The sequence below is a fragment of the Teichococcus rhizosphaerae genome (assembly GCF_002631185.1).
Lineage (GTDB): Bacteria > Pseudomonadota > Alphaproteobacteria > Acetobacterales > Acetobacteraceae > Pseudoroseomonas > Pseudoroseomonas rhizosphaerae.
In genome coordinates, this window is the sequence record NZ_PDNU01000025.1 from 20940 (window position 1) to 42211 (window position 21272).

Consider the following 21272-nt stretch of genomic DNA (forward strand, 5'->3'; position numbering starts at 1 on the left):
CCTCAATGCGCCGCCGCTGGCGGAGCGCGGAGCTGCGGCAGCAGCAGCGCCACGCCCAGGCCGAGCCCGATCCAGTGCGGCGCCGGCAGCAGCCCCTCCAGCAGCGCCGGGAACACCAGCAGCAGCCCGGCGGCCACGAAGCCCAGCCGCTCGGGCAGGGCCAGCGCGCGGCGTGCCTGCCCCTGGCAGCCGGCGGCCAGGGCGGCGAGGCCGAGCGCGGCCAGCAGCACCTGCCATGCCACGTCCAGCCAGGTCATCCCCGGCGTGAGGGACAGCAGCAGCCCCACCCCTTCCGGGTCGGTGACAAAGACGAAGGGCAGCACGAAGGCCGGCAGCGTGTATTTCCAGGCCTGCAGCGTGGTGCGGTAGGGCCCCGCGCCGGTGATGGCGGCGGCGGCGAAGGGCGAGAGCGCGGTGGGCGGCGAGACCTCGGACAGCACGGCGTAGTAGAAGACGAACATGTGCGCCGCATAGTCCGGCACGCCGAGCTTCATCAGCGCCGGCGCCGCCACCACGGCCGAGATGATGTAGCTGGCCGTCACCGGCACGGCGAGGCCGACGATCCAGACGATCAGCGCCGTGTAGAGCGCCGTCACCACCAGGCTGCCGCCCGCCGCCTGGATGGCAATCTCGGAGAATTTCAGCCCGAGCCCGGTCAGCGTGATGCAGCCGACGATGATGCCGGCGCAGGCGCAGGTGGCGGCGATGCCCACCGCCTGGATGGCGCCCGAGGCCAGCGCCGCGACCAGCCGGCGCGGCGTCATCGCCGTTTCCGCCCGCAGGAAGGAGAGCAGCACCGCCACGCCCATCGCGTAGAGCACCGCCATGGTCGCGCTGTAGCCCAGCGCCATGAACACCACGATGGCGACGAGCGAGGAGAAGTGGAAGCCGTAGCGCCGCGCGAGCGCCCCGGCCGGCGTCACCGCCATGGCCTCCATCGGCGGGATGGCGCCGAGGCGGCGCTGGTCCAGCTCCACCATGAACAGCAGGGAGGCGTAGTAGAGCACGGTCGGGATCGCGGCCATGCGCAGCACGTCGAGATAGCCGAGCTTCAGGTACTCGGCGATCAGGAAGGCCGCGGCCCCCAGCACGGGGGGCGAGATGATGGCGCCGAGCCCGCCCGCCGCCAGCAGCCCGCCCGCGTCGTCCGGGCGGTAGCCCACCCGCTTCATCATCGGCCAGGCCACGGTGCCCAGCGTGACGGTGGTGGCGACGCCCGAGCCCGAGGGGCCGCCCAGCAGGAAGGAGGAGAGCACCACGGTGCGCCCCGCGCTGGTCGGCTTGCCGCCGGTGAGCGCGAAGCTGAAATCGACGAAGAACTTGCCCGCCCCCGTGCCCTGCAGGATGGCGCCGTAGATGGTGAACAGGATGATCAGCGTGGCCGAGACATCCACCGCCGTGCCGAAGATGCCGTCCAGCGTGATGGTCAGGTGCGGGATGAGGCGGATGCTGTCGTAGCCCCGGTGCGTCCAGGGCGCCGGCAGGTGGTTGCCCCAGAAGGCGTAGAGCATGAAGGCGATGGCCACGGCCGGCATGATCCAGCCCGTGGTGCGGCGCGTGGCCTCCAGCACCAGCGCCACCAGCAGCCAGCCCACCACCAGGTCCAGGGCCTCGGGGAAGACGTAGCGGTCCAGCAGGTCGTCGCCGCCCGCGATCAGGTACCAGGTGCAGAACATCCCGGCGCCGATCAGCGCCAGGTCCCACGGCATCAGCCGGTCGCGGAAGCGGCGGGAGGCGGGGAACAGGAAGAAGCCGATGGCCAGCGCGAAGCCCACATGCACGAAGCGCAGCGTGGTGGTGGGCACGATGTCCCAGGCGGCCCAGAGGTGGAACAGGCTCATCGCCACCGCGAGGGCCGTGGCGGCATGGCCGAGCAGCCCGCCGAAGCGGTTCTGCACGCCCTCCTCCTCCTCGATCAGCCGCTCCACCCGGGCGGCGGTGCCGCGGTCGAAGGCGGCGGAGTCGAGCGCGGCCGGGTCGATCTCGGGGGGCAGGTGGTGGGGGGCGTTCATTCAGCCGCCCCCGCCGCGCGGGCCGCGGTTGCGCCGCCTCATGCCAGCTTCGCGCCCTGCGCCGTCCAGAAGGCTTCCGCCGCCTTGTGCCAGGGAATGCCGGCGGCGGCGCTCTTCTGGGCGGCCAGGCCGAAGTTGCGGCCCTCGGCATGCACCCGGCCCAGCTCCTCCCGCCCTTCCCAGGCGGCCTTGAGCAGCGCCGCCACCTGCGCCTCCGGCATGTCCTCGCGCACCGCCAGGATGTTGGCCACCGACATCTGCCGGTTGTCCGTCTGCTGCCCCGGATAGGTGCCGGCCGGGATCACCTCCGGGAAATAGACCGGGCCGTGCTTCTCGACGATCTTCGGCACGTACTGGTCATGGTCCACCATCACCAGCTGCACGCCGGGCGAGGCGCCGAGATCGGTGATGGCGCTGGTCGGCACGCCCGAGACGAAGAAATAGGCGTCGAGCTTGCCGTCCTTCACCGCGTTGGTGCTTTCGGCCGGGGAAAGGCGCTCGCGGGCGCGGAAGTCCTTGTCGCGGTCCAGCCCGGCGGCTTCCAGGAGGCGGAAGGCCATCACCTCGGTGGCGGAGCCGGGGGCGCCGGTGGAGATGCGCTTGCCCTTCATCCCTTCCAGGCTGGTGATGCCGCTGGCCGCCGTGGTCACCACCTGCATGCGGTTGGTGTAGAGCACGGCGATGGCGCGGGCCGGCACGGGGCGGCCCTTGAAGCGGTCATTGCCGCGCACCGCGTCCACCGCTGCGTCGACCTGGCTGAAGACGAGGTCGGCGCGGCCGGCGCCCAGGAGCTGGAGGTTGGCCACCGAGCCGCCGGTGACCTCCACCGTGGCGGAAAGGCCCGGGATGCTGCGCGAGAGCAGGTTGGCCAGCCCGCCGCCCAGCGGGTAGTACACGCCGCCCGTGGTGCCGGTGGCGATGGAAAGCTGCTGGCTGCCCTGTGCCCGGGCGCCAAGGGCGGCGAGGCCGCCCGAGACGGCAAGCCCTGCCAGGATGCTGCGGCGTGCGAGGCTGTGCATCGGAATCCTCCCTGGATTTTATTTTGTTCCCGCACCCTATCCCGCGCGCGCGCCGCGTTGGAAGCGCCATCCGGGCCGCGCGCTTGATGCGCATCAAGGCGGGGGCGGGGCGGAGGGCGCAGGGTGGCGGCATCGGAAAGGAGCCGCCGCCATGACTGTGCTGACCGCCAGGGAGCTGATGACCGAGAACGTGGTGACGGTGCCGCCGGAGACGCCGGTGCCGGCCATGGCCCGCCTGCTGGCCGAGCGCGGCATCTCCGCCGTTCCGGTGCTGGGCGCCGATGGCATGCTGCAGGGCATCGTCACCGAGGCCGACCTGATCCGCCGCCTGACGGGGGGCGAGGGCAGGCCGATGGGGCTGCTTCGCCAGTTCTTCACCGACATGGACCGGCTGGCCGACCGCTACGCCGCCAGCCACGGCGCCACCGCGGCCGACGTGATGACGCGCGACGTCATCACCGTCTCCCCGGACCGGCCGGTGCCGGAGATCGCGGCACTGATGGAGGAGAGGAACATCCGCCGGGTGCTGGTGACGCGGGAGAAGCGCCTGCTCGGCATCGTCAGCCGCGCCGACCTGCTGCGCGCCCTGGTCGAGCCGGTGGCGGAGACGGGCGAGTATTCGGACGACCGGCTGCGCCGCGCCGTGCTGGCCGCGATGCGGCGCGAGCCCTGGGCGGACACCTTCTTCACCCTGGTGGACGTGAAGGACGGGATGGTGGAGCTGCACGGCTTCAGTAGCAGCCCCGCCGTGCTGCGCGGGCTCAAGGTGCTGGCCGCCCAGGTGCCCGGCGTGAAGGGGGTGGTGGACAACACCCAGCCCATGCCGGCCCAGCTCTTCGCCACCGCCTGAGGGGGGCGTGCCCGGGGTGGGGAGGGGGGAGCGCCCGCCGGCGTTTCCCTGCCCGCCCCAGATGGCCCGCCTCAGTTGGGCCTGCCTTCAGGCGACCAGGCGGATGTGGCGGCCTTCCATGGCCTCCACCCGCAGCACGCCGATGATCTGGCCGAGATTGCCGGCCACCAGGTGCAGCATCTCCACCGGCATGGCGTCGAGCGCCACCTCGGTCCGCAGCAGCTGGCCCTCGCGCTGCGAGCGGACGCGGTCGGGCGTCAGGTCGCGCTTGGCGAAGGGCTCCAGCACGCGGGACAGGAGGCCGGGATAGGCCTCGGAGAGGACGGTGAAGCGGGCGGCCGTAAGGGCGCAGGGGAGGTCGGACATCGGGACGGCTTCCGGAACATTCGGTGGGGATGGTCGCGCGGGGTGATCCCGGCCGCTGCCCCCCGCAGGGCGCTCAGGCGGCCGGGCCGCTAATGACGATCCCGATGTTCCGGATACGGCGCATGGCCGCAGGATAGGCCCGCCCCGCGCCGCGAGGCAAGCCCGTTCGCTCCGCGAGGCAAGCCCGTTCGCTCCGCGACGCCGCTTCCCTCAGGGCTGCGGCACTGCCGCGGGCGGGAAGCCGGGCGGCGGCGGCGCCCCCTCGAAGGTCAGCTTCTGCCGGTGCGCCGGGATCTCGATGCCCAGCTCCTCGAAGCGCTGCTTGATGCGCCGGTTCATCTCGCGCATCACGTTCCAGCGCTGGATCGGCTCGGTCTTGATCCGCACCCGGATCACGGGGCCGTCGGGCGACAGGCGGTCCACGCCCAGCACCTCCATCTCGTCGCGGATGACGAGGCCCCACTTCGCCTCGCCACGCATCTCCTGGCAGAGCGCCTGGAGCAGCTCCACCACCCGGTCGGTGTTCTCGCGGTAGGCCACCTGCACGTCGAGCAGGGCGAAGGAGAAGTCCCGCGTCATGTTGGTCACGGCCGTGACGGTGCTGAACGGGATGATGTGGACGCTGCCGTCGAGGTCGCGCAGCGTGATGGAGCGGATGGAGAGCTTCTCCACCACGCCGCCCTTGCCGCCGAGGTTCACCACGTCCCCCACCGCCATGGCGTCCTCGAACAAGAGGAAGATGCCGGTGATCACGTCCTGCACCAGCTTCTGCGAGCCGAAGCCCAGCGCCAGGCCGATGACGCCGGCGCCGGCCAGCAGCGGCGCCACGTTCACGCCCAGCTCGGTGAGCAGGTTGAAGGCCACGAACAGCAGGATGACCACGAACAGGGTGGTGCGCAGCATCGGCACCAGGGTGCGGACGCGGGCGCTGCGGGCGGCCTCGGCATCGCGCGAGAGGCGGTCGAGGTGGCGCTGGATGGCGGCGTTCACCGCCTCCCACACCACCACCGCCACCACCGCGGTGAAGCCGACCGAGAGGGCGGAGCGCACCACCCGGCTGCCCAGCTCGCCGGGGGCGAACCAGGCGAAGGAGTCGATGCCCCACACCTCCAGCAGGGTGAGCAGCGTCAGCACCGTCAGGAAGCCCGAGATGCCCCCCTTCAGCAGCGGCACATAGCGGTTGGCGCGCATCTCCAGCGCCGGGTAGCGGCCGGCGAGGTCGGGGGCGATGCGGAAGCTGCCGGCCAGCGCCCGGCGCAGCAGCATGTCGAGCCCCTTGGCCAGCGCCAGCACCAGCAGGGTGAGCAGGCTGGCGCGCAGCAGGCGGGTGAAGCCGTCGCGGATCTCCAGCGCCCAGACGCCCCACAGCGCCAGCAGGTAGAGGATGGCGAGCACGTGCCACACCTCGGCCAGCCAGTTGCGGAAGCGGCGCAGCGCGGCGCGGGAGCGGTTCGGCACGTCGCCCGGCTTCAGCGCGGGCGCGCGCAGCACCTGCGCCACCGCCACCCGGTTCTGCAGCACGACGATGCCGAGGAAGACCGAGGCGATCAGCAGCACCAGCCGCAGGATGGCGTCATAGGCGCCCCAGGGCAGGCCGAACAGCAGCCCCGCCTCGGCGATGGCGCCGCCGGTGATCATCACCACCACGATGCGCCGCAGCCACACCGTCACATAGGCGGCCGTCAGGTCCGAGCAGGGCAGCAGCCGCAGATGGGATGAGGCGGGCGAGAACAGCATCCGGCTGAGCGCCATGATCAGGCGCGCGACGATGTAGGCGTTGTTGGCGGTGAGCAGCACGAGCTGGGTGGTGGGCAGCGGCTGCACCGCGCCGATCAGCCCGTAGGACACCACCGCGAAGGCCGCGATCGGCAGCAGGTCCAGCACCAGCCGGGCCAGCACCAGCGGCACCCGGCGCAGCCAGGTCCAGGCGCTGCCGGCCTCCGGCGCCATGGCGTCCAGCCGCTCGCGCGGGCGGTGCAGGCCGCGATGCGCCAGCCATTCCGCCAGGATGCCGAGGCCGAGCAGCAGCAGCAGCTTCCAGGAGGCGTCCGCCACCCGCGCCTGGGTCACCGGGTCGCGCGCCAGGGAGGAGAACCAGCCGAGCAGCCCCGGCAGGTCGGTGACCGCCTCCGCCGTGCTGACGATCTGGCTGGACAGCCATTCCAGCCGCTGCGAGGCGCCGATCAGCAGCTGCCCGCCCAGCGTGTTGGGGGCGAGGAGCTGCTCCACCCCCTGGCCCGGGTCCTGCGGCTGCGCCGGCACCGCCGGGGCGGGCTGTGCCGGTGCCGGTGCCAGTGCCGGTGCCTGGGCCTGGGCCTGCGGCTGTGCGGAGGCGGGGGCGGGGGCGGGGGCGGGCTGTGCCCGGCCCGCCGCCGCCTGCCGCTCGGCGGCGGCCAGCGCCTCCAGCGTGCGCAGCAGCTCGGCCCGCCGCGCCTCGTCGCGCAGCAGGTTCAGCAGGCGCGCCGCCTCGCCCGCCGGCATGGCGGCGGCCGGTGCGGGGGCGGGGGCGGGGGCTGGGGAGGGAGCGGCATTCTGCGCCAGGGCGGGCATGGCCCAGGCGCACAGCAACAGCAGCAGGACGTGCAGGGAGCGCATGGCGCCCACCCGAAGCCGAAGCTCCGCCGCCGGTCAAGCCTTGCTTTGGCTTTTCGCCACCCCATGGACGCCGCCCGCCGCGCGGTCCAGGATGACGGCCGAATGTTTGCCGCTCCCACCGTCTGGACCGTCATGGTCGCCCTGATCGGCGTGCATCTCGCCGGCATGGGCGCCTTCCTCACCCTGCCCGTGCTGGCGCCGCTGATCGCGCGGGAGCTGGCGCTGCCGCCGAGCCTGGTCGGGCTGCACACGGGGCTGGTCTATGCGGGCGCGCTGGTGTCCGGCCCCTTCACCGGGCTGCTGCTGCGCCGGCATGGCGGGGTGCGGGTCTGCCAGGGGGCGCTGGTGCTGATCGGCTGCGGCATCGCGCTGGCGGCGCTGGGCCATCCGCTGGCGCTGGCCGCCTCGGCGCTGCTGGCGGGGCTGGGGCACGGGCCGGTCACCCCCTCGGGCAGCCACCTGCTGGCCGGGCGGGCGCCGGCGCGGCAGCGCAGCCTCATCTTCAGCCTCAAGCAGTGCGGCGTGCCGGCGGGCTCCATGCTGACGGCGGCGCTGGCGCCGGCGGTGGGGGTGGCGTTCGGCTGGCGGGCCGGCGCGCTGACCATGGCGGCGCTGGCGCTGCTGGCCGCGCTGGCGCTGCAGCCGCTCCGCGCCGCGCTCGACGCCGACCGCGACCCCGCCGCCGCCGGCGGGCCCCGCGCCGCCTGGCGCGACGCCGTGGGCAGCCTCGGCCTGCTGCGGCAGGACCGGCGGCTGCGCGCGCTCACCTGCGCCGCCGCCGGCTTCGGCGTCTCGCAGTTCTGCTTCGCCGCCTTCTTCGTCGCCTGGCAGGTGGAGGCGCTGGGCACCCCGCTCACCGAGGCGGGGCTGCGCATGGCGCTGGCGCAGGGCGCCGGGGTGGCGGGGCGCGTCTTCTGGGGCCTGCTGGCCGACCGCATCGGGCCCGTGCCGGTTCTGGTGATGATCGGTGCCGGCGCGGTGCTGGGCTGCGTGGCGCTGGCCCTGGCCGGCCCCGAATGGCCGGGGGTGGCGGTGACGCTGGCGGGCATGGTGCTGGGCGCCACCGGCATCGGCTGGAACGGCGTGCTGCTGGGCGAGGTGGCGCGAATCGCCCCCGCCGGCCGGGTGGGCGGCGCCACCGCGGCGCTCGGGGTGGTGTTCGGGCTGGTGCAGGTGGTGATGCCGGTGGCCTTCACCGGGCTGGTGGCGGGCACGGGCTCCTATCTGGGCGGCTTCCTGCTTTGCGCCGCCTGCTCGCTCGCCGGCGCGCTGTGGGTGCGCGGCGGGCGCTGAGGCGCGCGCCGCTTCCCGCCGCCCGCCGGAGCCATGGCGGGCGGAGTTCTGGCGGGCGCCGGCTTGCACGCTTCCGGAACGGCGCTATGTGCCGGGCATGCAAACCGTCTTTTCCATCCTGCTCGGCCTCGCCATGCTCGCCACGCTGGGGGTGATGTTCGCCGGCATGTTCGGCCTCGCCCGGGGCGACGGGAACGGCGCCCGCTCCAACCGGTTGATGCGCTGGCGGGTCATCCTCCAGGGCGTCTCGCTGGCGCTGTTCGTGGCGCTGATGCTCGTGATGCGCGGCTGAGCGGGCGGCGGCACCCGCAAGCGGAGCCCGGCCTTTGGGGCGCCGGAGAGGGCCGGAGAGGGGAGGGGTCACCTTGCCTCGGCCGGCGCTGGCGCCTAGGGTTCCTGCCGCAACTGCACAATGCCTCCCGGAAGGGGGGCGGGTGGCGTGGCGCCACCCGGCACTCAGGTTGAAACCCAGAAAGCAGGACACGGCCCGGCGATGAAGCTCCTCGTCCCCGTCAAGCGGGTGGTCGATTACAACGTGAAGGTCCGCGTGAAGGCGGACGGCACGGGCGTCGAGACCGCGAACGTGAAGATGTCGATGAACCCCTTCGACGAGATCGCCGTCGAGGAGGCGGTGCGGCTGAAGGAGAAGGGGACCGTCACCGAGATCGTCGCCGTCACCATCGGCCCGGCCCAGGCGCAGGAGCAGCTCCGCACGGCGCTGGCCATGGGCGCCGACCGCGCCATCCTGGTCGAGGCCGACGGCGCCGAGCCGCTGGGCGTCGCCAAGGTGCTGAAGGCGCTGGTGGAGCGCGAGCAGCCGCAGCTCGTCATCCTCGGCAAGCAGGCCATCGACGACGACATGAACGCCACCGGCCAGATGCTGGCGGCGCTGCTCGGCTGGAGCCAGGGCACCTATGCCAGCAAGGTCGAGCTGTCGGCCGAGGGCGCCAAGGTGACGCGCGAGGTCGATGGCGGGCTGGAGACGGTGCAGCTGAAGCTGCCCGCCATCGTCACCACCGACCTGCGGCTGAACGAGCCGCGCTATGCCAGCCTCCCCAACATCATGAAGGCCCGCAAGAAGCCGCTCGAGACGGTGAAGCCCGCCGATCTCGGCGTCGACCTGACCCCGCGCCTGACGGTGGTGAAGGTGGAGGAGCCGCCGAAGCGCCAGGCCGGCGTCAAGGTGGCCTCCGTGGCCGAACTGGTGTCCAAGCTGAAGACCGAAGCGAAGGTGATCTGATCATGGCCGTCCTCGTTCTCGCCGACCGCAGCGGCACGACCGTCAGCCAGCCCACCCGCAGCGCCGTGGCCGCCGCCGCCCGGATCGACGCCGACGTGCATGTGCTCGTCCTCGGCGGCTCGGAGGCGGCGCAGGCCGCGGCCAGGCTGGCCGGCGTCACCAAGGTGATCCAGGCCGACGGCCCGGCCTATGAGCACGGCCTGGCCGAGCCCGCCGCCGCCCTGCTGGTGGCGCTCGCCCCGGGCTACAGCCACCTGCTGGCCCCCGGCAGCGCCATGGGCAAGAACATCATGCCGCGCGTCGCCGCGCTGCTCGATGTGCAGATCATCACCGACATCGCCGCCGTGGAGGGGCCGGACACCTTCCGCCGCTTCATCTATGCCGGCAACGCGCTGGCCACGGTGAAGACGGCCGATGCGAAGAAGGTGCTGACCGTCCGCGCCGCCTCCTTCGACCCGGCGCCGGCCGAGGGCGGCGCCGCCGCCGTCGAGGCCGCTCCCGCCGCCGAGGACCCGGGCGTCTCCTCCTTTGTCGGCGCCGAGATCGCGCAGAGCGAGCGGCCGGAGCTGACCGCGGCCCGCGTCGTCATCTCCGGCGGCCGCGCCATGGGCTCGGCCGAGAACTTCCACCTGCTGGAAGGCATCGCCGACAAACTGGGCGCCGCCATCGGCGCTTCCCGCGCCGCGGTCGATGCCGGCTACGCGCCGAACGACTACCAGGTGGGCCAGACCGGCAAGATCGTCGCGCCGGAGCTGTACATCGCGGTGGGCATCTCGGGCGCCATCCAGCACCTGGCCGGCATGAAGGACAGCAAGGTCATCGTCGCCATCAACAAGGACGAGGAGGCGCCGATCTTCCAGGTGGCCGACTATGGCCTGGTGGGCGACCTGTTCAAGCTGCTGCCCGAGCTCGAGCAGGAGCTGGGCTGACTCCATGGCCGCGACGGAGATCCGCTCGGTCGGCGTCATCGGCGCCGGGCAGATGGGCAATGGCATCGCCCATGTGGCGGCGCTGGCGGGGCTCTCCGTCGCGCTGGTGGACGTGAAGGCCGAGGCGCTGGACAAGGCCCTGGCCACGATCCGCAAAAACATGGACCGGCAGGTCCAGAAGGGCGCGCTCTCCGCCGGGGAGCGCGACGCCGCCCTGGCGCGCGTGTCCACCGGCACCGAGATGGCGCTGCTCGGCGAAAGCGACATCGTGATCGAGGCGGCGACGGAGCGGGAGGAGGTGAAGCTCTCCATCTTCCGCGCCGTCTGCCCGCTGCTGAGGCCGGGGGCGATCCTCGCCTCCAACACCTCCTCCATCCCCATCACCCGGCTGGCGGCGGCGACCGACCGGCCGGAGCGCTTCATCGGCATGCACTTCTTCAACCCGGTGCCGGTGATGAAGCTGGTGGAGGTGATCCGCGGCTTCGCCACCTCCGACGAGACCTTCGAGGCGGTCTCGGCGCTGGCGGGCAGGCTCGGCAAGACCACGGCGGTGTCGGAGGACTTCCCCGGCTTCCTGGTCAACCGCATCCTGGTGCCGATGCTGAACGAGGCGGCCACCGCCCTGCATGAGGGGGTGGGCGATGTCCGCTCCATCGACGCGGCGATGAAGCTCGGCGCCAACCACCCGATGGGCCCGCTGGAGCTGGCCGACTTCATCGGGCTCGACACCTGCCTCGCCATCATGCGCGTGCTGCATGAGGGCATGGGCGACGGCAAGTACCGGCCCTCGCCGCTGCTGGTGAAGTATGTCGAGGCCGGCTGGCTCGGCCGCAAGTCGGGCCGCGGCTTCTACGACTACAGCCAGACCCCGCCGAAGCCCACGCGGTGAGCGCCGCCGCCGCGCCAGCCCCTGGCGCGCGGCGGGAGCGGCTCGCCACCGGCTTCGCGGCCTTCGCCGCGGGCTGGAGCGTGATGGCGCTGGAGATGCTCGACGGCCGGCTGATGGCGCCGGCCTTCGGCCAGACCATCCACCAGTGGGGCGCCATCATCGGCACCGCCCTGACCTTCATGGCCGCGGGCTACGCGCTGGGCGGCCGGCTCGGCGCGCGGCCCGGCGGCGCGCGGGCGCTGCCGCTGCTGCTGGGCGCGGCCGCCCTCCTCGCATCCCTCACCCCCTGGATCGGGCGCGCCATCGCCACCACGGCCGAGGCCGCGCTGGGGCCGCTGGCCGGGGCGGTCGGCGCCTCCATGCTGCTGATCGGGCCACCCGCCTTCCTGCTCGCCGCCGCCTCGCCGCTCTGCGTGGCGCGGCTGGCGCCGCTCTCGGGGGCCAGCCGCGCCTCGGGGTTGGTCTCGGCCTGCCAGGCGGCGGGCAGCATCGGCGGCACCTTCTTCGCGGCCTTTGTCGCCATCCCCTATCTGGGCCTGACCGGCGGCTACGCGCTGGCCGCGCTGGTGGCCGCCGCCGCGGCGCTGGCCACCGGGCTGCGCCCGCTGCACGCCCTGCTGGCGCTGGCCCCGCTGCTGCCGGGGGCGTGGGCCGAGCGGGAGCGCATGCGCCCCTTCGCCGCCTATGTGGAGACGCCCTACAACACGGTGATGGTCTGGCGGGACCGCCACGCCACCATGCTGATGCTGAACACCACCCGCGTGGCGCAATCCGTGCTGCGGCATGACGGGGGGGAGACCGGCTCCTACTGGGAGCTGCTGGCGGCGGTGCCGGCGCTGGCCCGCCCCGGGCTTGTGGAGGGCGGCAGCGCGCTGTTCCTGGGCGTGGCGGGCGGCGCGGCCATCACCGCCACGCAGAGGGCCTGGCCCGCCCTGCGCCCCTTCGGCGTCGAGATCGACCCGGGCGTGACGGCGCTGGCCCGTGCGCATTTCGCCCTCGACATCCCCGTGGCGCATGACGACGCGCGGCGCTTCGTGGCGAAGGATGGCGGCCGGCACGCCGTGATCGTGGTGGACCTCTACGCCACCGGGCAGATACCGGCGCATGTGGCCACGGTGGAGTTCTTCCGCGCCCTGGCCTCGCGGCTGGCGCCGGGCGGGGTGGTGGCGATGAACGTGTTCGGCGCGGGCGACCCGGACAGCATCGCCGGCCCCCTGGCGGCCAGCCTGCGCGAGGCCTTTCCCGCCGTGCTGGCGGCGCGCTCGGCCAGCGGCAACACCCTGCTGCTGGCCTGGAACGAGCCCATGGACGTGGCCGCCGCCGAGGCCCGGCTGCGCGCCGCGCCGGAGGGCGCCCGCTCCGCCGCGCGGCGGCTCGCCCCCACGCTGGAGGATGGCGCCCGCCTCGCCGCCGGCCACGGGCCGCTCACCGACGAGCGCTCCGACATGGAGATCCGCGCCGCGCGCGCCCTGGCGCTGGGACGCTAGAGCCGTTTCCGTTCGCCTTGGCTCACGTCCACTGCTCCAGCCTTCTGTTTTTGCGAGCATCCTCACCCGATCGGATGCCTGTATCTGATCGGGACCTGCTCCAGGAGCCCTTCGCTCGGGGCGCCGCCCCTACAGCAGCCCTTCCCGCCGGAAGCTCAGATAGCGGCCATTGCCGACGATCAGGTGGTCATGCACCACCACGGCGAAGAACTGCCCCGCCTGCTTGATCTCGGCCGTCATCTCGATGTCGGCGCGGCTCGGCGTCGGGTCGCCGCTCGGGTGGTTGTGGACCAGGATCAGCGCCGTGGCGTGCAGCTCCAGGGCGCGCTTCATCACCTCGCGCGGATAGACGGGGGTGTGGTTCACCGTGCCCCTGGCCTGCGGCTCGTCGGCGATCAGGCGGTTCTTGCTGTCCAGGAACAGGATGCGGAACTGCTCGACCTTCTCGCGGCTGATGGCGGCGTTGAGATAGGTGATCAGCCGGTCCCAGTTGTTCAGGACGGGGGTTTCCATCACCTCCGCCTTGGCCAGCCGCAGCGCCGCCGCCTGCACCAGCTTGAGCGCCGCCACGCTGTGCGGCCCGAGGCCGCGCGTCTCCATCAGCACCTTCTGCGGCGCCGCCAGCACCGCCGCGAAGCTGCCGAACTGGTTGATCAGCGCCTTGGCCAGCGGCTTGGTGTCGCCCTGCTTGAAGGCGAAGAAGAGCAGCATCTCCAGCAGCTCGTAGTCGGCCAGCGCGTCCGGGCCGCGCTCCAGCAGCTTGTCGCGCATCCGGCCGCGATGGCCCTGCGGGCCGGTGCCCTGGAAGGGCGTGGCGGGAGGGGCGGAACCGTCGGGCAAGGGCGGGGCATCAGGGCGGGGCGGGGCGTCAGGACGGGGCGGGGCGCCGGGGCGGGCCAGGGCCTCGGGGCGGAGGGCCTCGGGGCGGGGCGGGCGCAGCGCATAGCCGAGGTCACGCGGCTCCAGCGCGCTGCCCAGGTCGCCAAGCCCCGCCTCCTCCATCCGCACCGGCGCCTCGGCGAAGCCGGCGGAAGGGGCGGGAGGGGTTTCGTCCCGCTCCCGGCCGGTCTGGCGCAGGAGCCGGGGAAGCCATGCCGTCATCGCTGCCTCTCCAAAGCCGCGCGCTGGCGGCGGAGGCATCTTTCCCGGAGAGGAGAAGATTTTCAACCTTTTGGTTTGTTCCTCTCCGGTTTGCCTGCCCGGACAGGGCGGTCAGCCGGAAAAGCTGACCTTGGCGTTCTCGCCGCTGCTGTCCGGCTTGCCGCTGATCATGGCCTGGGCGTAGCCGAAGGCGAATCGCAGGCTGGAGGAGATGCCGTCCCAGTATTCCGCGCCCTCGATCTCGACGCCGATCAGCGCCACCTCGTCGCTGTCCGGCCCCTCGGGCAGCCAGCTCCGCAGGCCCTCGGTCCAGAGGGCGCGCTTCTTCGCCGCGTCCCGCACCACCCGGCCGCGGCCGAAAAGGGAGACGTAGTCCTGGTTGCGCGTGTCGGCATAGCCCAGCAGCACGCGCGAATCTTTTTCCAGCTCGGCGATCTTGGGGCTGTCGGCGCGGGTGAAGAACCACAGGGTGCGGCCGTCCGGGTCGGGCTTCTGGGTGCGCATGGGGCGGCCGCGCAGGCGGCCCTGCTGGTCGATGGTGGTGAAGATGGCGGTGCCGATGTCGCCGATCATGTCGCGCACCTTGGCGCGCATCCCGACCTCGTCGCGGTCCGTCTGCATGGGGCGTCCTCCGGTCGTGATTCTCCGGCTTCAACCCCGGCCGGGAGGGAGGGTTGCCCGGTGGAGGCTCAGGGCGGCTTCCATGGGGCGGCTTCCATGGGGCGGCTTCCATGGGGCAGCTTCCATGGGGCAGCTTCCATGGGGCGGCTTCATCGGGCGCCTTCCATGGCGTTGACAGGGGCGCGCCATGCCCGCACCGTTCCGGCACCATGATGCACCCCAAGCTCCGCGTCAGCCGCGATGGAAACATCGCCACCGTGCTGATCGACCGCCCCGAGAAGCGCAACGCCATGGACCTGCCGATGTGGGAGGCGATGGGCACCACCTTCGCCGCCCTGTCGGCCGATGAGAGCCTGCGCTGCGTGATCCTGCGCGGCGCGGGAGACGCCGCCTTCTGCGCCGGCGCCGACATCGGCGGCTTCGGCGAGGATTATGGCGGCCGGGACAAGGACCGGCGCTACGCCGCCGGGCTGGATGGGGCGCTGGTCAACATCCGCGACTGCGCGCACCCGGTGGTGGCGGCCATCTCCGGCTGGTGCATGGGCGGCGGCGCCGGGCTGGCCACGGTGTGCGACTTCCGCGTGGGGGGCGAGGGGATGCGCTTCGGCATTCCCGCCCGCAAGCTCGGCATCTGGTACCCCTATGTGGCGCTGGAGGCGCTGCAGGCGGTGGTGGGCTACGCGGTGGCCTGCGAGCTGCTGATCGAGGGGCGGACGCTGGACGGCGCCGAGGCGCTCTCGCGCGGGCTGCTGACGCGCTGCGTGCCGGACGGGGCGGTGTTCGAGGAGGCCACGGCGCTGGCGCGGCGCATCGCCGAGGGCGCGCCGCTGTCCAACCGCTTCCACAAGCGCGCGCTGCGCAGCCTGCGCGGCCCGATGCCGGTCCCGCCCGAGGAGATCGAGGCCGCCGGCCGCTATGCCGAGACGCGGGACTTCCAGAACGCCGTCCGCGCCTTCATGGAGAAGCGCAGCCCCGTCTTCGAGGGGCGCTGAGGCGGAGCGGGCGGCGCCGGGGCCTCCCCGCCGCCGCCTTCCTCCTCAGGCCTGCTTCAGCTCGATCAGCGTCCGCCGGATCTTGCGCCCGCGCCGGATGCGGTCCTCGATGAACCCCGCCTCCCCCCAGCGCACGGCGCGCCCCAGGGCATGGGCGTCCTCCGAGAAGCGCGCCAGCATCTCCAGCAGCGCCTCGCGGTTGTTGAGGAACACGTCGCGCCACATGTCCACGTCGCTGGAGGCGATGCGGGTGAAGTCGCGGAAGCCGGAGGCGGCGAATTTCAGCACCTGCTCGCGCGTCTCCTGCGCCAGGTCGTCGGCGGTGGAGCAGATGGTGAAGGCGATCAGGTGCGGCAGGTGGGACACGATCGCCACCACCTTGTCGTGGGTGGCGGGGTCCATCGTCTCGATCATGGCGCCGGCGCGCCGCCACAGCGCCTCCACCTTCGCCCGCGCCGCCGGCTCCGTGCCCTCCAGCGGCGTCAGGATGACGTAGCGGCCCTGGAACAGGGTGGCGAAGCCGGCATCGGGGCCGGAATGCTCGGTGCCCGCCATCGGGTGGCCGGGCACCAGATGCACGCCGGGGGGCAGCAGCGGCAGCAGGTCGCGCAGCACCGAGCCCTTGGTGGAGCCCGTGTCGGTCAGCACCGCGCCGGGGGCGAGGTGGGGGGCGATGGCCGCCATCAGCCCGGCGAAGGTGCCGACGGGGGTGCAGAGGATCACCCCGTCGCAGTCGCGCACGGCGCGGCCGGCATCGGTCTCCACCACATCGGCCAGGCCCAGCTCGCTCACCCGCTCCGCCACGCCCGGGCCGCTGTCGCAGGCCACCAGGGTTTCCGCGATGTCCCCGCGCTCGCGCGCGAGGCGCGCGATGGAGGAGCCGATCAGCCCGAGCCCGATGATGCAGAGCCGGCGGAAGACCGGCGGCTCAGCCATGCGCGGGAGAGGCCGCGCCAATGGCGTCGATCACCATCTGGCATTCCTCGGCGGTGCCGATGGTGATGCGCAGGCATCCCGGCAGGCCGTAGCCCGCCATGCCGCGCACGATCAGCCCACGCGACTTCAGCCGCGCATCGGCCTGTCCGGCGCCCTCTGGCGAGCCGAAATCCACCAGCAGGAAGTTGGTCTCGCTCGGCCACACCGCGTGGCCGGCCGCGGCGAGGGCGGCCGCCACCCTGCCGCGCCATGCGGTGTTGTGCGCCACGCAGGTCTCCACCCAGCCCGGCTCGGCCAGCGCCGCCACGGCGGCGGCCTGCGAGGCGCTGGCCACGTTGAACGGGCCCCGCACGCGGTTCAGCGCGTCGATGATGGCGGGCGTGGCGTAGCCCCAGCCCACGCGCATGCCGCCCAGGCCGAAGATCTTGCTGAAGGTGCGCAGCATGATGGTGTTGCCCGCCGCGTCCACCAGCGCCTCGCCCGGGTCGTAGCCGGGGGCGGTGACGTATTCGGCGTAGGCGCTGTCCAGCACCAGCAGGATGTCGTCGCGCAGCCCGGCCCGCAGCCGCGCCACCTCGGAACTGGGCAGCAGCGTGCCGGTCGGGTTGTTGGGGTTGGTGAGGAAGACGATGCGGGTGCGCGCCCCCGCCGTGGCCAGGATGCCGTCGATGTCGGCCTTCATGCCGCCGCCCTCGGCCGGCACCTCGGGCACCTTCAGCACCTGGGCGCCCGAGGCGCGGCCGGAGATGTCGTACATCATGAAGCCATAGGCGGACATGATGACCTCCGTGCCCTCGCCGGCATAGGCCGTGCAGAGCAGGGTGATCAGCTCGTCCGAGCCGTTGCCGCAGATGATGCGCGCGGGGTCGAGGCCGAAGCGGGCGCCGATCGCCTCGCGGAGCGCGCGGGCGTTGCCGTCGGGGTAGCGGTGCGCCTCGCGCGCGGCCCGGGTGATGGCCTCGATGGCGGCGGGGGGCGGGCCGAAGGCGCCCTCGTTGGAGGACAGCTTGATGATCCGGTTCACGCCCGGGATCTTCGATTCGCCCCCGACATAGGGATCGATCGACAGGATGGCGGGGCGGGGCTGCACGGTCATCGGGGTCACTCTTCCGGCTCGGGCTCGGCATAGGCGCCGAGGATCTGCAGGCGGGGGAAGGGCAGGGCGCCGAGCCGCGGGTCGCCCTCGGCCAGGAAGCCCTCGATCTCGGCCAGCGCCAACGGCGCCGGCGTGTCGCGGCACAGCAGCCAGCGCGGCGCCAGCCCGGCGCCGTCCAGGATGGACCGGATGCGGGCGCGGGACTGGCCGGGCGCCGGCTCGAAGCGCAGCAGGCTGCGGTCCCGCCCCGTGGCGTCGGGCGCCAGGGGGGAGACGACGAGGGCCTGGGGCGGCGCCTCCTGCCCGCCATGGCGGGGGGCAAGGAAGGGCAGGGCGGCCACGACGTGCAGCCTGGGCGATTCCATCTGCGCCCACCAGGCGGCCTCCGGGCGCTCATCCTCCCCGGGCGCGGGCAGCACGGCCACGGCGGCCTCGCCGCCGGCCACGCTGGCCAGCACGCGGCTGGGGGTGGGGTGCAGGCGCAGCGGCGTCAGCAGGCCGAAATGGGCGCGTGCCAGCCGTGCCATGGGCGGCCCGAGCTCCGCCGGACCGTCCGCCGGCATGTTTCCCGCCCCGTTGCCCTGCGGAGTTCCCGGCGCGGCCCCCAGGGTTGCTCCCAGGGTTGCCTGCGGGGCCGCCCCCAGGGCCGCCACGGTGAAGTTGCCTTGCTGCGCCAGCGAGGAGGCGATGATCTCCCGCCAGAAGCGCAGCACCGCCGGGCGCGCCAGGGCGCCGCGGTTGCGGCCGAGCAGGCGGCGCAGGATCACCGCCTCGCGCCCGGGGCGGAAGGTGGGGGCGCCCTGCTTCACGCGGCTGGCGGCCATGTGGGCGACGAGGTCCGCCCGGCGCATCAGCAGGTCGTGCAGCGCGTCGTCGATCCGGTCGATCTCGGTGCGCAGGGAGGCCAGGTCGGGGGGGGCGAGGTCGGGCATGGCGGCGCCCCAGCAATAGAGCGCGCCCGCGCTTCCGCCAAGGCACAACCGGGCGGCGGCGGCGCCCCTTCCCCGGGCGGCGGCAAGGGATGGGCGCCATTCCAAGCCGGCGGTGGACCTGCGGCGGCGGCGCCCTTATTCCTGCGGGCGCCCCGCAGGAACAGAGATGACCGAGCCGTCCTTCTCCCCCGCCCGCCCCGCCGTCCCGCCTGGTGCCCCGCCTGGCGCCAGCGCCGCCGACGCCGCGCCGGTGGAGCACCAGCGGGCGCGCTTCCCCGAGGGGATGGCGCTGGATTGCGGCGCCTGGGTGGCGCCGCTCGACGTCGCCTACCGCACCTATGGCACGCTGAACGCGGCGCGCAGCAACGCCGTGCTGGTCTGCCACGCCCTCACCGGCGACCAGTACCTGGCCGAGCGCCACCCCGTCACCGGCCGCCCCGGCTGGTGGGAGGCCATTGTCGGCCCCGGCAAGCCGATCGACACCAGCCGCTTCTTCGTCATCTGCGCCAACGTGCTGGGCGGCTGCATGGGCAGCACCGGCCCGCGCGAGCCGATGACCGACAGCGAGGGCAACACCCGCCCCTGGGGCACCGACTTCCCCAACATCACCATCCGCGACATGGTGCGGGCGCAGGAGAAGCTGGTGCGCCACCTCGGCATCGAGCGCCTGCTGGCCGTGGTCGGCGGCTCGATGGGGGGGATGCAGGCGCTGGAATGGGCCGCCACCTTTCCCCGCATGGTGCATGCCTGCGCGCCCATCGCCACGGCCACGCACCACAGCGCCCAGAACATCGCCTTCCACGAGGTGGGCCGCGCCGCCATCCATTCCGACCCGGACTGGCGGGGCGGGCGCTACTGGGCGGAGCCGGGGCTGATCCCGGCCAAGGGGCTGTCGGTGGCGCGCATGGTGGCGCACATCACCTACCTCTCGGAGGAGGCGCTGGCGCGCAAGTTCGGCCGCCGGCTGCGCGGCGCCTCGGCGCTCACCTTCCTGGAGGACACCTTCGAAGTGGAGAGCTACCTCCGCCACCAGGGCAGCACCTTCGTCCACCGCTTCGACGCCAATTCCTACCTCACCATCACCCGCGCCATGGACTATTTCGACCTGGCGGCGGAGCACGGGGGCGAGCTGGCGGCGGCCTTCCGGGGCACCGCCACGCGCTTCTTCGTGGCCAGCTTCAGCTCGGACTGGCTGTTCCCCACCAGCGAGAGCCGCGCCCTGGTGCGGGCGCTGAACGCCGCGGCCGCCAATGTCTCCTTTGTCGAGATCAAGTCCGACAAGGGGCACGACGCCTTCCTGCTGGACGAGCCCGAGTTCCATGCGGCGCTGGGCGGCTTCCTGCGCGGGGCGGCGGAGCGGGCCGGCGTCTGAGGCGCGCCCTCCCGCCGGATCGTCTTTCCCGCGCTTCGGAGCTCCGCCGCTGCTGCAATGCAGCATCCAGCAATCTCGCCGCGACAATGCGGCCGTAAGATCCAAAATTGCGTGGCACCGTGAAGCCGCGCAACGAACTGCCGCGGCAGGGCCGCAGGCAGAGAGTGATGACCGAGCACCGCGTTCCCGCCTCCCCGAAATCCCTGAGCCGGCGGGACGTGCGCACCCTGGTCCTCGCCTCGCTGGGCGGCGCGCTGGAATTCTACGACTTCATCATCTTCGTCTTCTTCGCAGCCACCATCAGCCACCTCTTCTTCCCGCCCGGCACGCCGGACTGGCTGGGCGACCTGCAGACCTTCGGCATCTTCGCCGCCGGCTATCTGGCGCGCCCGTTGGGCGGGCTGGTCATGGCGCATTTCGGCGACAAGCTCGGCCGCAAGCGCATGTTCACCTTCTCCATCTTCCTGATGGCGGTGCCGACGCTGCTGATCGGCCTGACGCCCACCTACGCGACGCTGGGCTACGCCGCGCCGGTGCTGCTGCTGGTGTTCCGCATGATGCAGGGCGCGGCCATCGGCGGCGAGGGGCCGGGCGCCTGGGTGTTCGTGTCCGAGCATGTGCCGCCGGGCCGCGTGGGCCTCGCCGTCGGCATGCTGACGGGCGGGCTGACGGGCGGCATCATGCTGGGCTCGCTGATGGCCACCGCCATCAACACCGCGCTCGCCCCGGCCGAGGTCGCCGCCTGGGGCTGGCGCATCGCCTTCCTGGTGGGCGGCGTGTTCGGCTTCCTGGCCATGTATCTGCGCCGCTTCCTGCACGAGACGCCGGTCTTCGAGGAGATGCGCCGCCGCGCCGGGCTGGCGCGCGGCCTGCCGCTGCGGCAGGTGCTGGCCGGGCACCGCCGGGGCGTCGCCGTTTCCATGTTCGCCACCTGGATGCTGACGGCGGGCATCGTCGTGGTCATCCTGCTGGCGCCCACCCATCTGCAAAGGCTGCACGGGCTGAGCCCGGCGGAAACGCTGCGCGGCAACCTGGCCGCCACCTTCTGCCTCACCGTCTCCGCCATGCTCTGCGGCTGGCTGCTGGACCGCTTCGGCAGCCTCAGGGTGGGCGTCGCCGGCGCGCTGGCGATGATGGGCGCGACCTATGCGCTCTATATCGGGGCGGGCCTCCGGCCGGACCTGCTGGTGCCGCTCTACGCCCTGGCGGGGGCCACCATCGGTGTCATCGCCGTGGTGCCCTATGTGATGATCCACGCCTTTCCGCCGGCCATCCGCTTCACCGGCGTCTCCTTCGCCTACAACATGGCCTATGCCATCTGCGCCGGCATCACGCCGCCGCTGCTGACCCTGCTGCTGGCGCTCGACCGGCTGGGCCCCGCCCACTATGTCGCCGCCGTGGCGCTGGTGGGCATCGCGACGCTGGTGGCGAACGGTCGCGCCCCGCGAAGCCTGGCGCCAGAACCCGCGCCGGCCGGCGGCCACGCCCGCTGAGCCGCGCGACGGGCGGGCGGGGAAACGGAGAAAGGGCGCCACCCCGGCC

General features: G+C 73.1%; 19 protein-coding genes. 10 read left to right on the top strand and 9 right to left on the bottom strand.

What is annotated here, in order from left to right:
• Positions 1–2: 2 nt before the first annotated feature.
• On the bottom strand, positions 3–2012 hold the full coding sequence (locus CR162_RS13120) for a TRAP transporter permease (RefSeq protein ID WP_099095981.1): 2010 nt from the start codon (positions 2010–2012) through the stop codon (positions 3–5).
• A 38-nt stretch (positions 2013–2050) separates the two neighbouring features.
• Entirely contained in the window at positions 2051–3031 is a 981-nt protein-coding gene (locus CR162_RS13125; RefSeq protein ID WP_099095982.1) for a TAXI family TRAP transporter solute-binding subunit, read from the bottom strand.
• A 151-nt stretch (positions 3032–3182) separates the two neighbouring features.
• On the opposite strand from CR162_RS13125, the gene CR162_RS13130 reads away from it, so the two are divergent.
• On the top strand, positions 3183–3881 hold the full coding sequence (locus CR162_RS13130) for a CBS domain-containing protein (RefSeq protein WP_245870343.1): 699 nt from the start codon (positions 3183–3185) through the stop codon (positions 3879–3881).
• Positions 3882–3968: 87 nt separating this feature from the next.
• On the opposite strand, the gene CR162_RS13135 is transcribed toward CR162_RS13130, so the two are convergent.
• Complete coding sequence (locus CR162_RS13135; protein ID WP_099095983.1) at positions 3969–4247, bottom strand: hypothetical protein; 279 nt, start codon at positions 4245–4247, stop codon at positions 3969–3971.
• Between the two features lie 210 nt (positions 4248–4457).
• On the bottom strand, positions 4458–6842 hold the full coding sequence (locus CR162_RS13140) for a mechanosensitive ion channel domain-containing protein (protein WP_099096057.1): 2385 nt from the start codon (positions 6840–6842) through the stop codon (positions 4458–4460).
• Between the two features lie 102 nt (positions 6843–6944).
• Here CR162_RS13140 and CR162_RS13145 point away from each other — a divergent pair, with 102 nt between their 5' ends.
• The 6 genes from CR162_RS13145 (at position 6945) to CR162_RS13170 (ending at position 12680) form a co-directional block, all read left to right on the top strand.
• Complete coding sequence (locus CR162_RS13145) at positions 6945–8135, top strand: MFS transporter (protein ID WP_176559837.1); 1191 nt, start codon at positions 6945–6947, stop codon at positions 8133–8135.
• A gap of 97 nt (positions 8136–8232) precedes the next feature.
• Positions 8233–8427: a twin transmembrane helix small protein gene (locus CR162_RS13150; protein WP_099095985.1), complete on the top strand. Its 195-nt coding sequence runs from the start codon at positions 8233–8235 to the stop codon at positions 8425–8427.
• 201 nt (positions 8428–8628) lie between these two features.
• A complete protein-coding gene (locus tag CR162_RS13155) occupies positions 8629–9375 on the top strand; it encodes an electron transfer flavoprotein subunit beta/FixA family protein (RefSeq protein ID WP_099095986.1) in 747 nt (248 codons plus the stop codon).
• A gap of 2 nt (positions 9376–9377) precedes the next feature.
• Positions 9378–10304: an electron transfer flavoprotein subunit alpha/FixB family protein gene (locus CR162_RS13160; protein ID WP_176559838.1), complete on the top strand. Its 927-nt coding sequence runs from the start codon at positions 9378–9380 to the stop codon at positions 10302–10304.
• 4 nt (positions 10305–10308) lie between these two features.
• The gene (locus CR162_RS13165; RefSeq protein ID WP_099095988.1) at positions 10309–11193 is read left to right on the top strand and encodes a 3-hydroxybutyryl-CoA dehydrogenase; all 885 of its coding nucleotides are present in this window, start codon (positions 10309–10311) and stop codon (positions 11191–11193) included.
• Complete coding sequence (locus CR162_RS13170; protein WP_099095989.1) at positions 11190–12680, top strand: fused MFS/spermidine synthase; 1491 nt, start codon at positions 11190–11192, stop codon at positions 12678–12680. The genes CR162_RS13165 and CR162_RS13170 overlap by 4 nt, the downstream gene beginning before the upstream one ends.
• Before the next feature lie 129 nt (positions 12681–12809).
• Here the strand turns inward: CR162_RS13170 and radC are convergent, their stop codons facing one another.
• Positions 12810–13520: a RadC family protein gene (gene radC, locus CR162_RS13175; protein ID WP_245870349.1), complete on the bottom strand. Its 711-nt coding sequence runs from the start codon at positions 13518–13520 to the stop codon at positions 12810–12812.
• 372 nt (positions 13521–13892) lie between these two features.
• Positions 13893–14402, bottom strand: a complete 510-nt coding sequence (locus tag CR162_RS13180; RefSeq protein ID WP_099095990.1) for a pyridoxamine 5'-phosphate oxidase family protein — start codon at positions 14400–14402, stop codon at positions 13893–13895.
• 212 nt (positions 14403–14614) lie between these two features.
• Between CR162_RS13180 and CR162_RS13185 the strand changes: the two genes are divergently transcribed.
• On the top strand, positions 14615–15394 hold the full coding sequence (locus tag CR162_RS13185) for an enoyl-CoA hydratase/isomerase family protein (RefSeq protein WP_245870345.1): 780 nt from the start codon (positions 14615–14617) through the stop codon (positions 15392–15394).
• 45 nt (positions 15395–15439) lie between these two features.
• On the opposite strand, the gene CR162_RS13190 is transcribed toward CR162_RS13185, so the two are convergent.
• Genes CR162_RS13190 through CR162_RS13200 form a run of 3 tightly spaced genes read right to left on the bottom strand, consistent with a single transcriptional unit; the run spans position 15440 to position 18358 of the window.
• The gene (locus CR162_RS13190; protein ID WP_099096059.1) at positions 15440–16330 is read right to left on the bottom strand and encodes a prephenate dehydrogenase/arogenate dehydrogenase family protein; all 891 of its coding nucleotides are present in this window, start codon (positions 16328–16330) and stop codon (positions 15440–15442) included.
• Positions 16323–17426 carry a histidinol-phosphate transaminase gene (hisC, locus tag CR162_RS13195; protein WP_099095992.1) on the bottom strand — a complete coding sequence of 368 codons (1104 nt, stop codon included), beginning with the start codon at positions 17424–17426 and terminating at the stop codon, positions 16323–16325. The genes CR162_RS13190 and hisC overlap by 8 nt, the downstream gene beginning before the upstream one ends.
• A 5-nt stretch (positions 17427–17431) precedes the next feature.
• Positions 17432–18358 (bottom strand): chorismate mutase, encoded by a 927-nt coding sequence (locus tag CR162_RS13200; RefSeq protein ID WP_099095993.1) that lies wholly within the window; start codon positions 18356–18358, stop codon positions 17432–17434.
• Positions 18359–18524: 166 nt separating this feature from the next.
• Here CR162_RS13200 and metX point away from each other — a divergent pair, with 166 nt between their 5' ends.
• Complete coding sequence (gene metX / locus CR162_RS13205) at positions 18525–19730, top strand: homoserine O-acetyltransferase MetX (RefSeq protein ID WP_099095994.1); 1206 nt, start codon at positions 18525–18527, stop codon at positions 19728–19730.
• A gap of 167 nt (positions 19731–19897) precedes the next feature.
• Positions 19898–21223 carry an MFS transporter gene (locus CR162_RS13210; protein WP_099095995.1) on the top strand — a complete coding sequence of 442 codons (1326 nt, stop codon included), beginning with the start codon at positions 19898–19900 and terminating at the stop codon, positions 21221–21223.
• Positions 21224–21272: the final 49 nt, after the last annotated feature.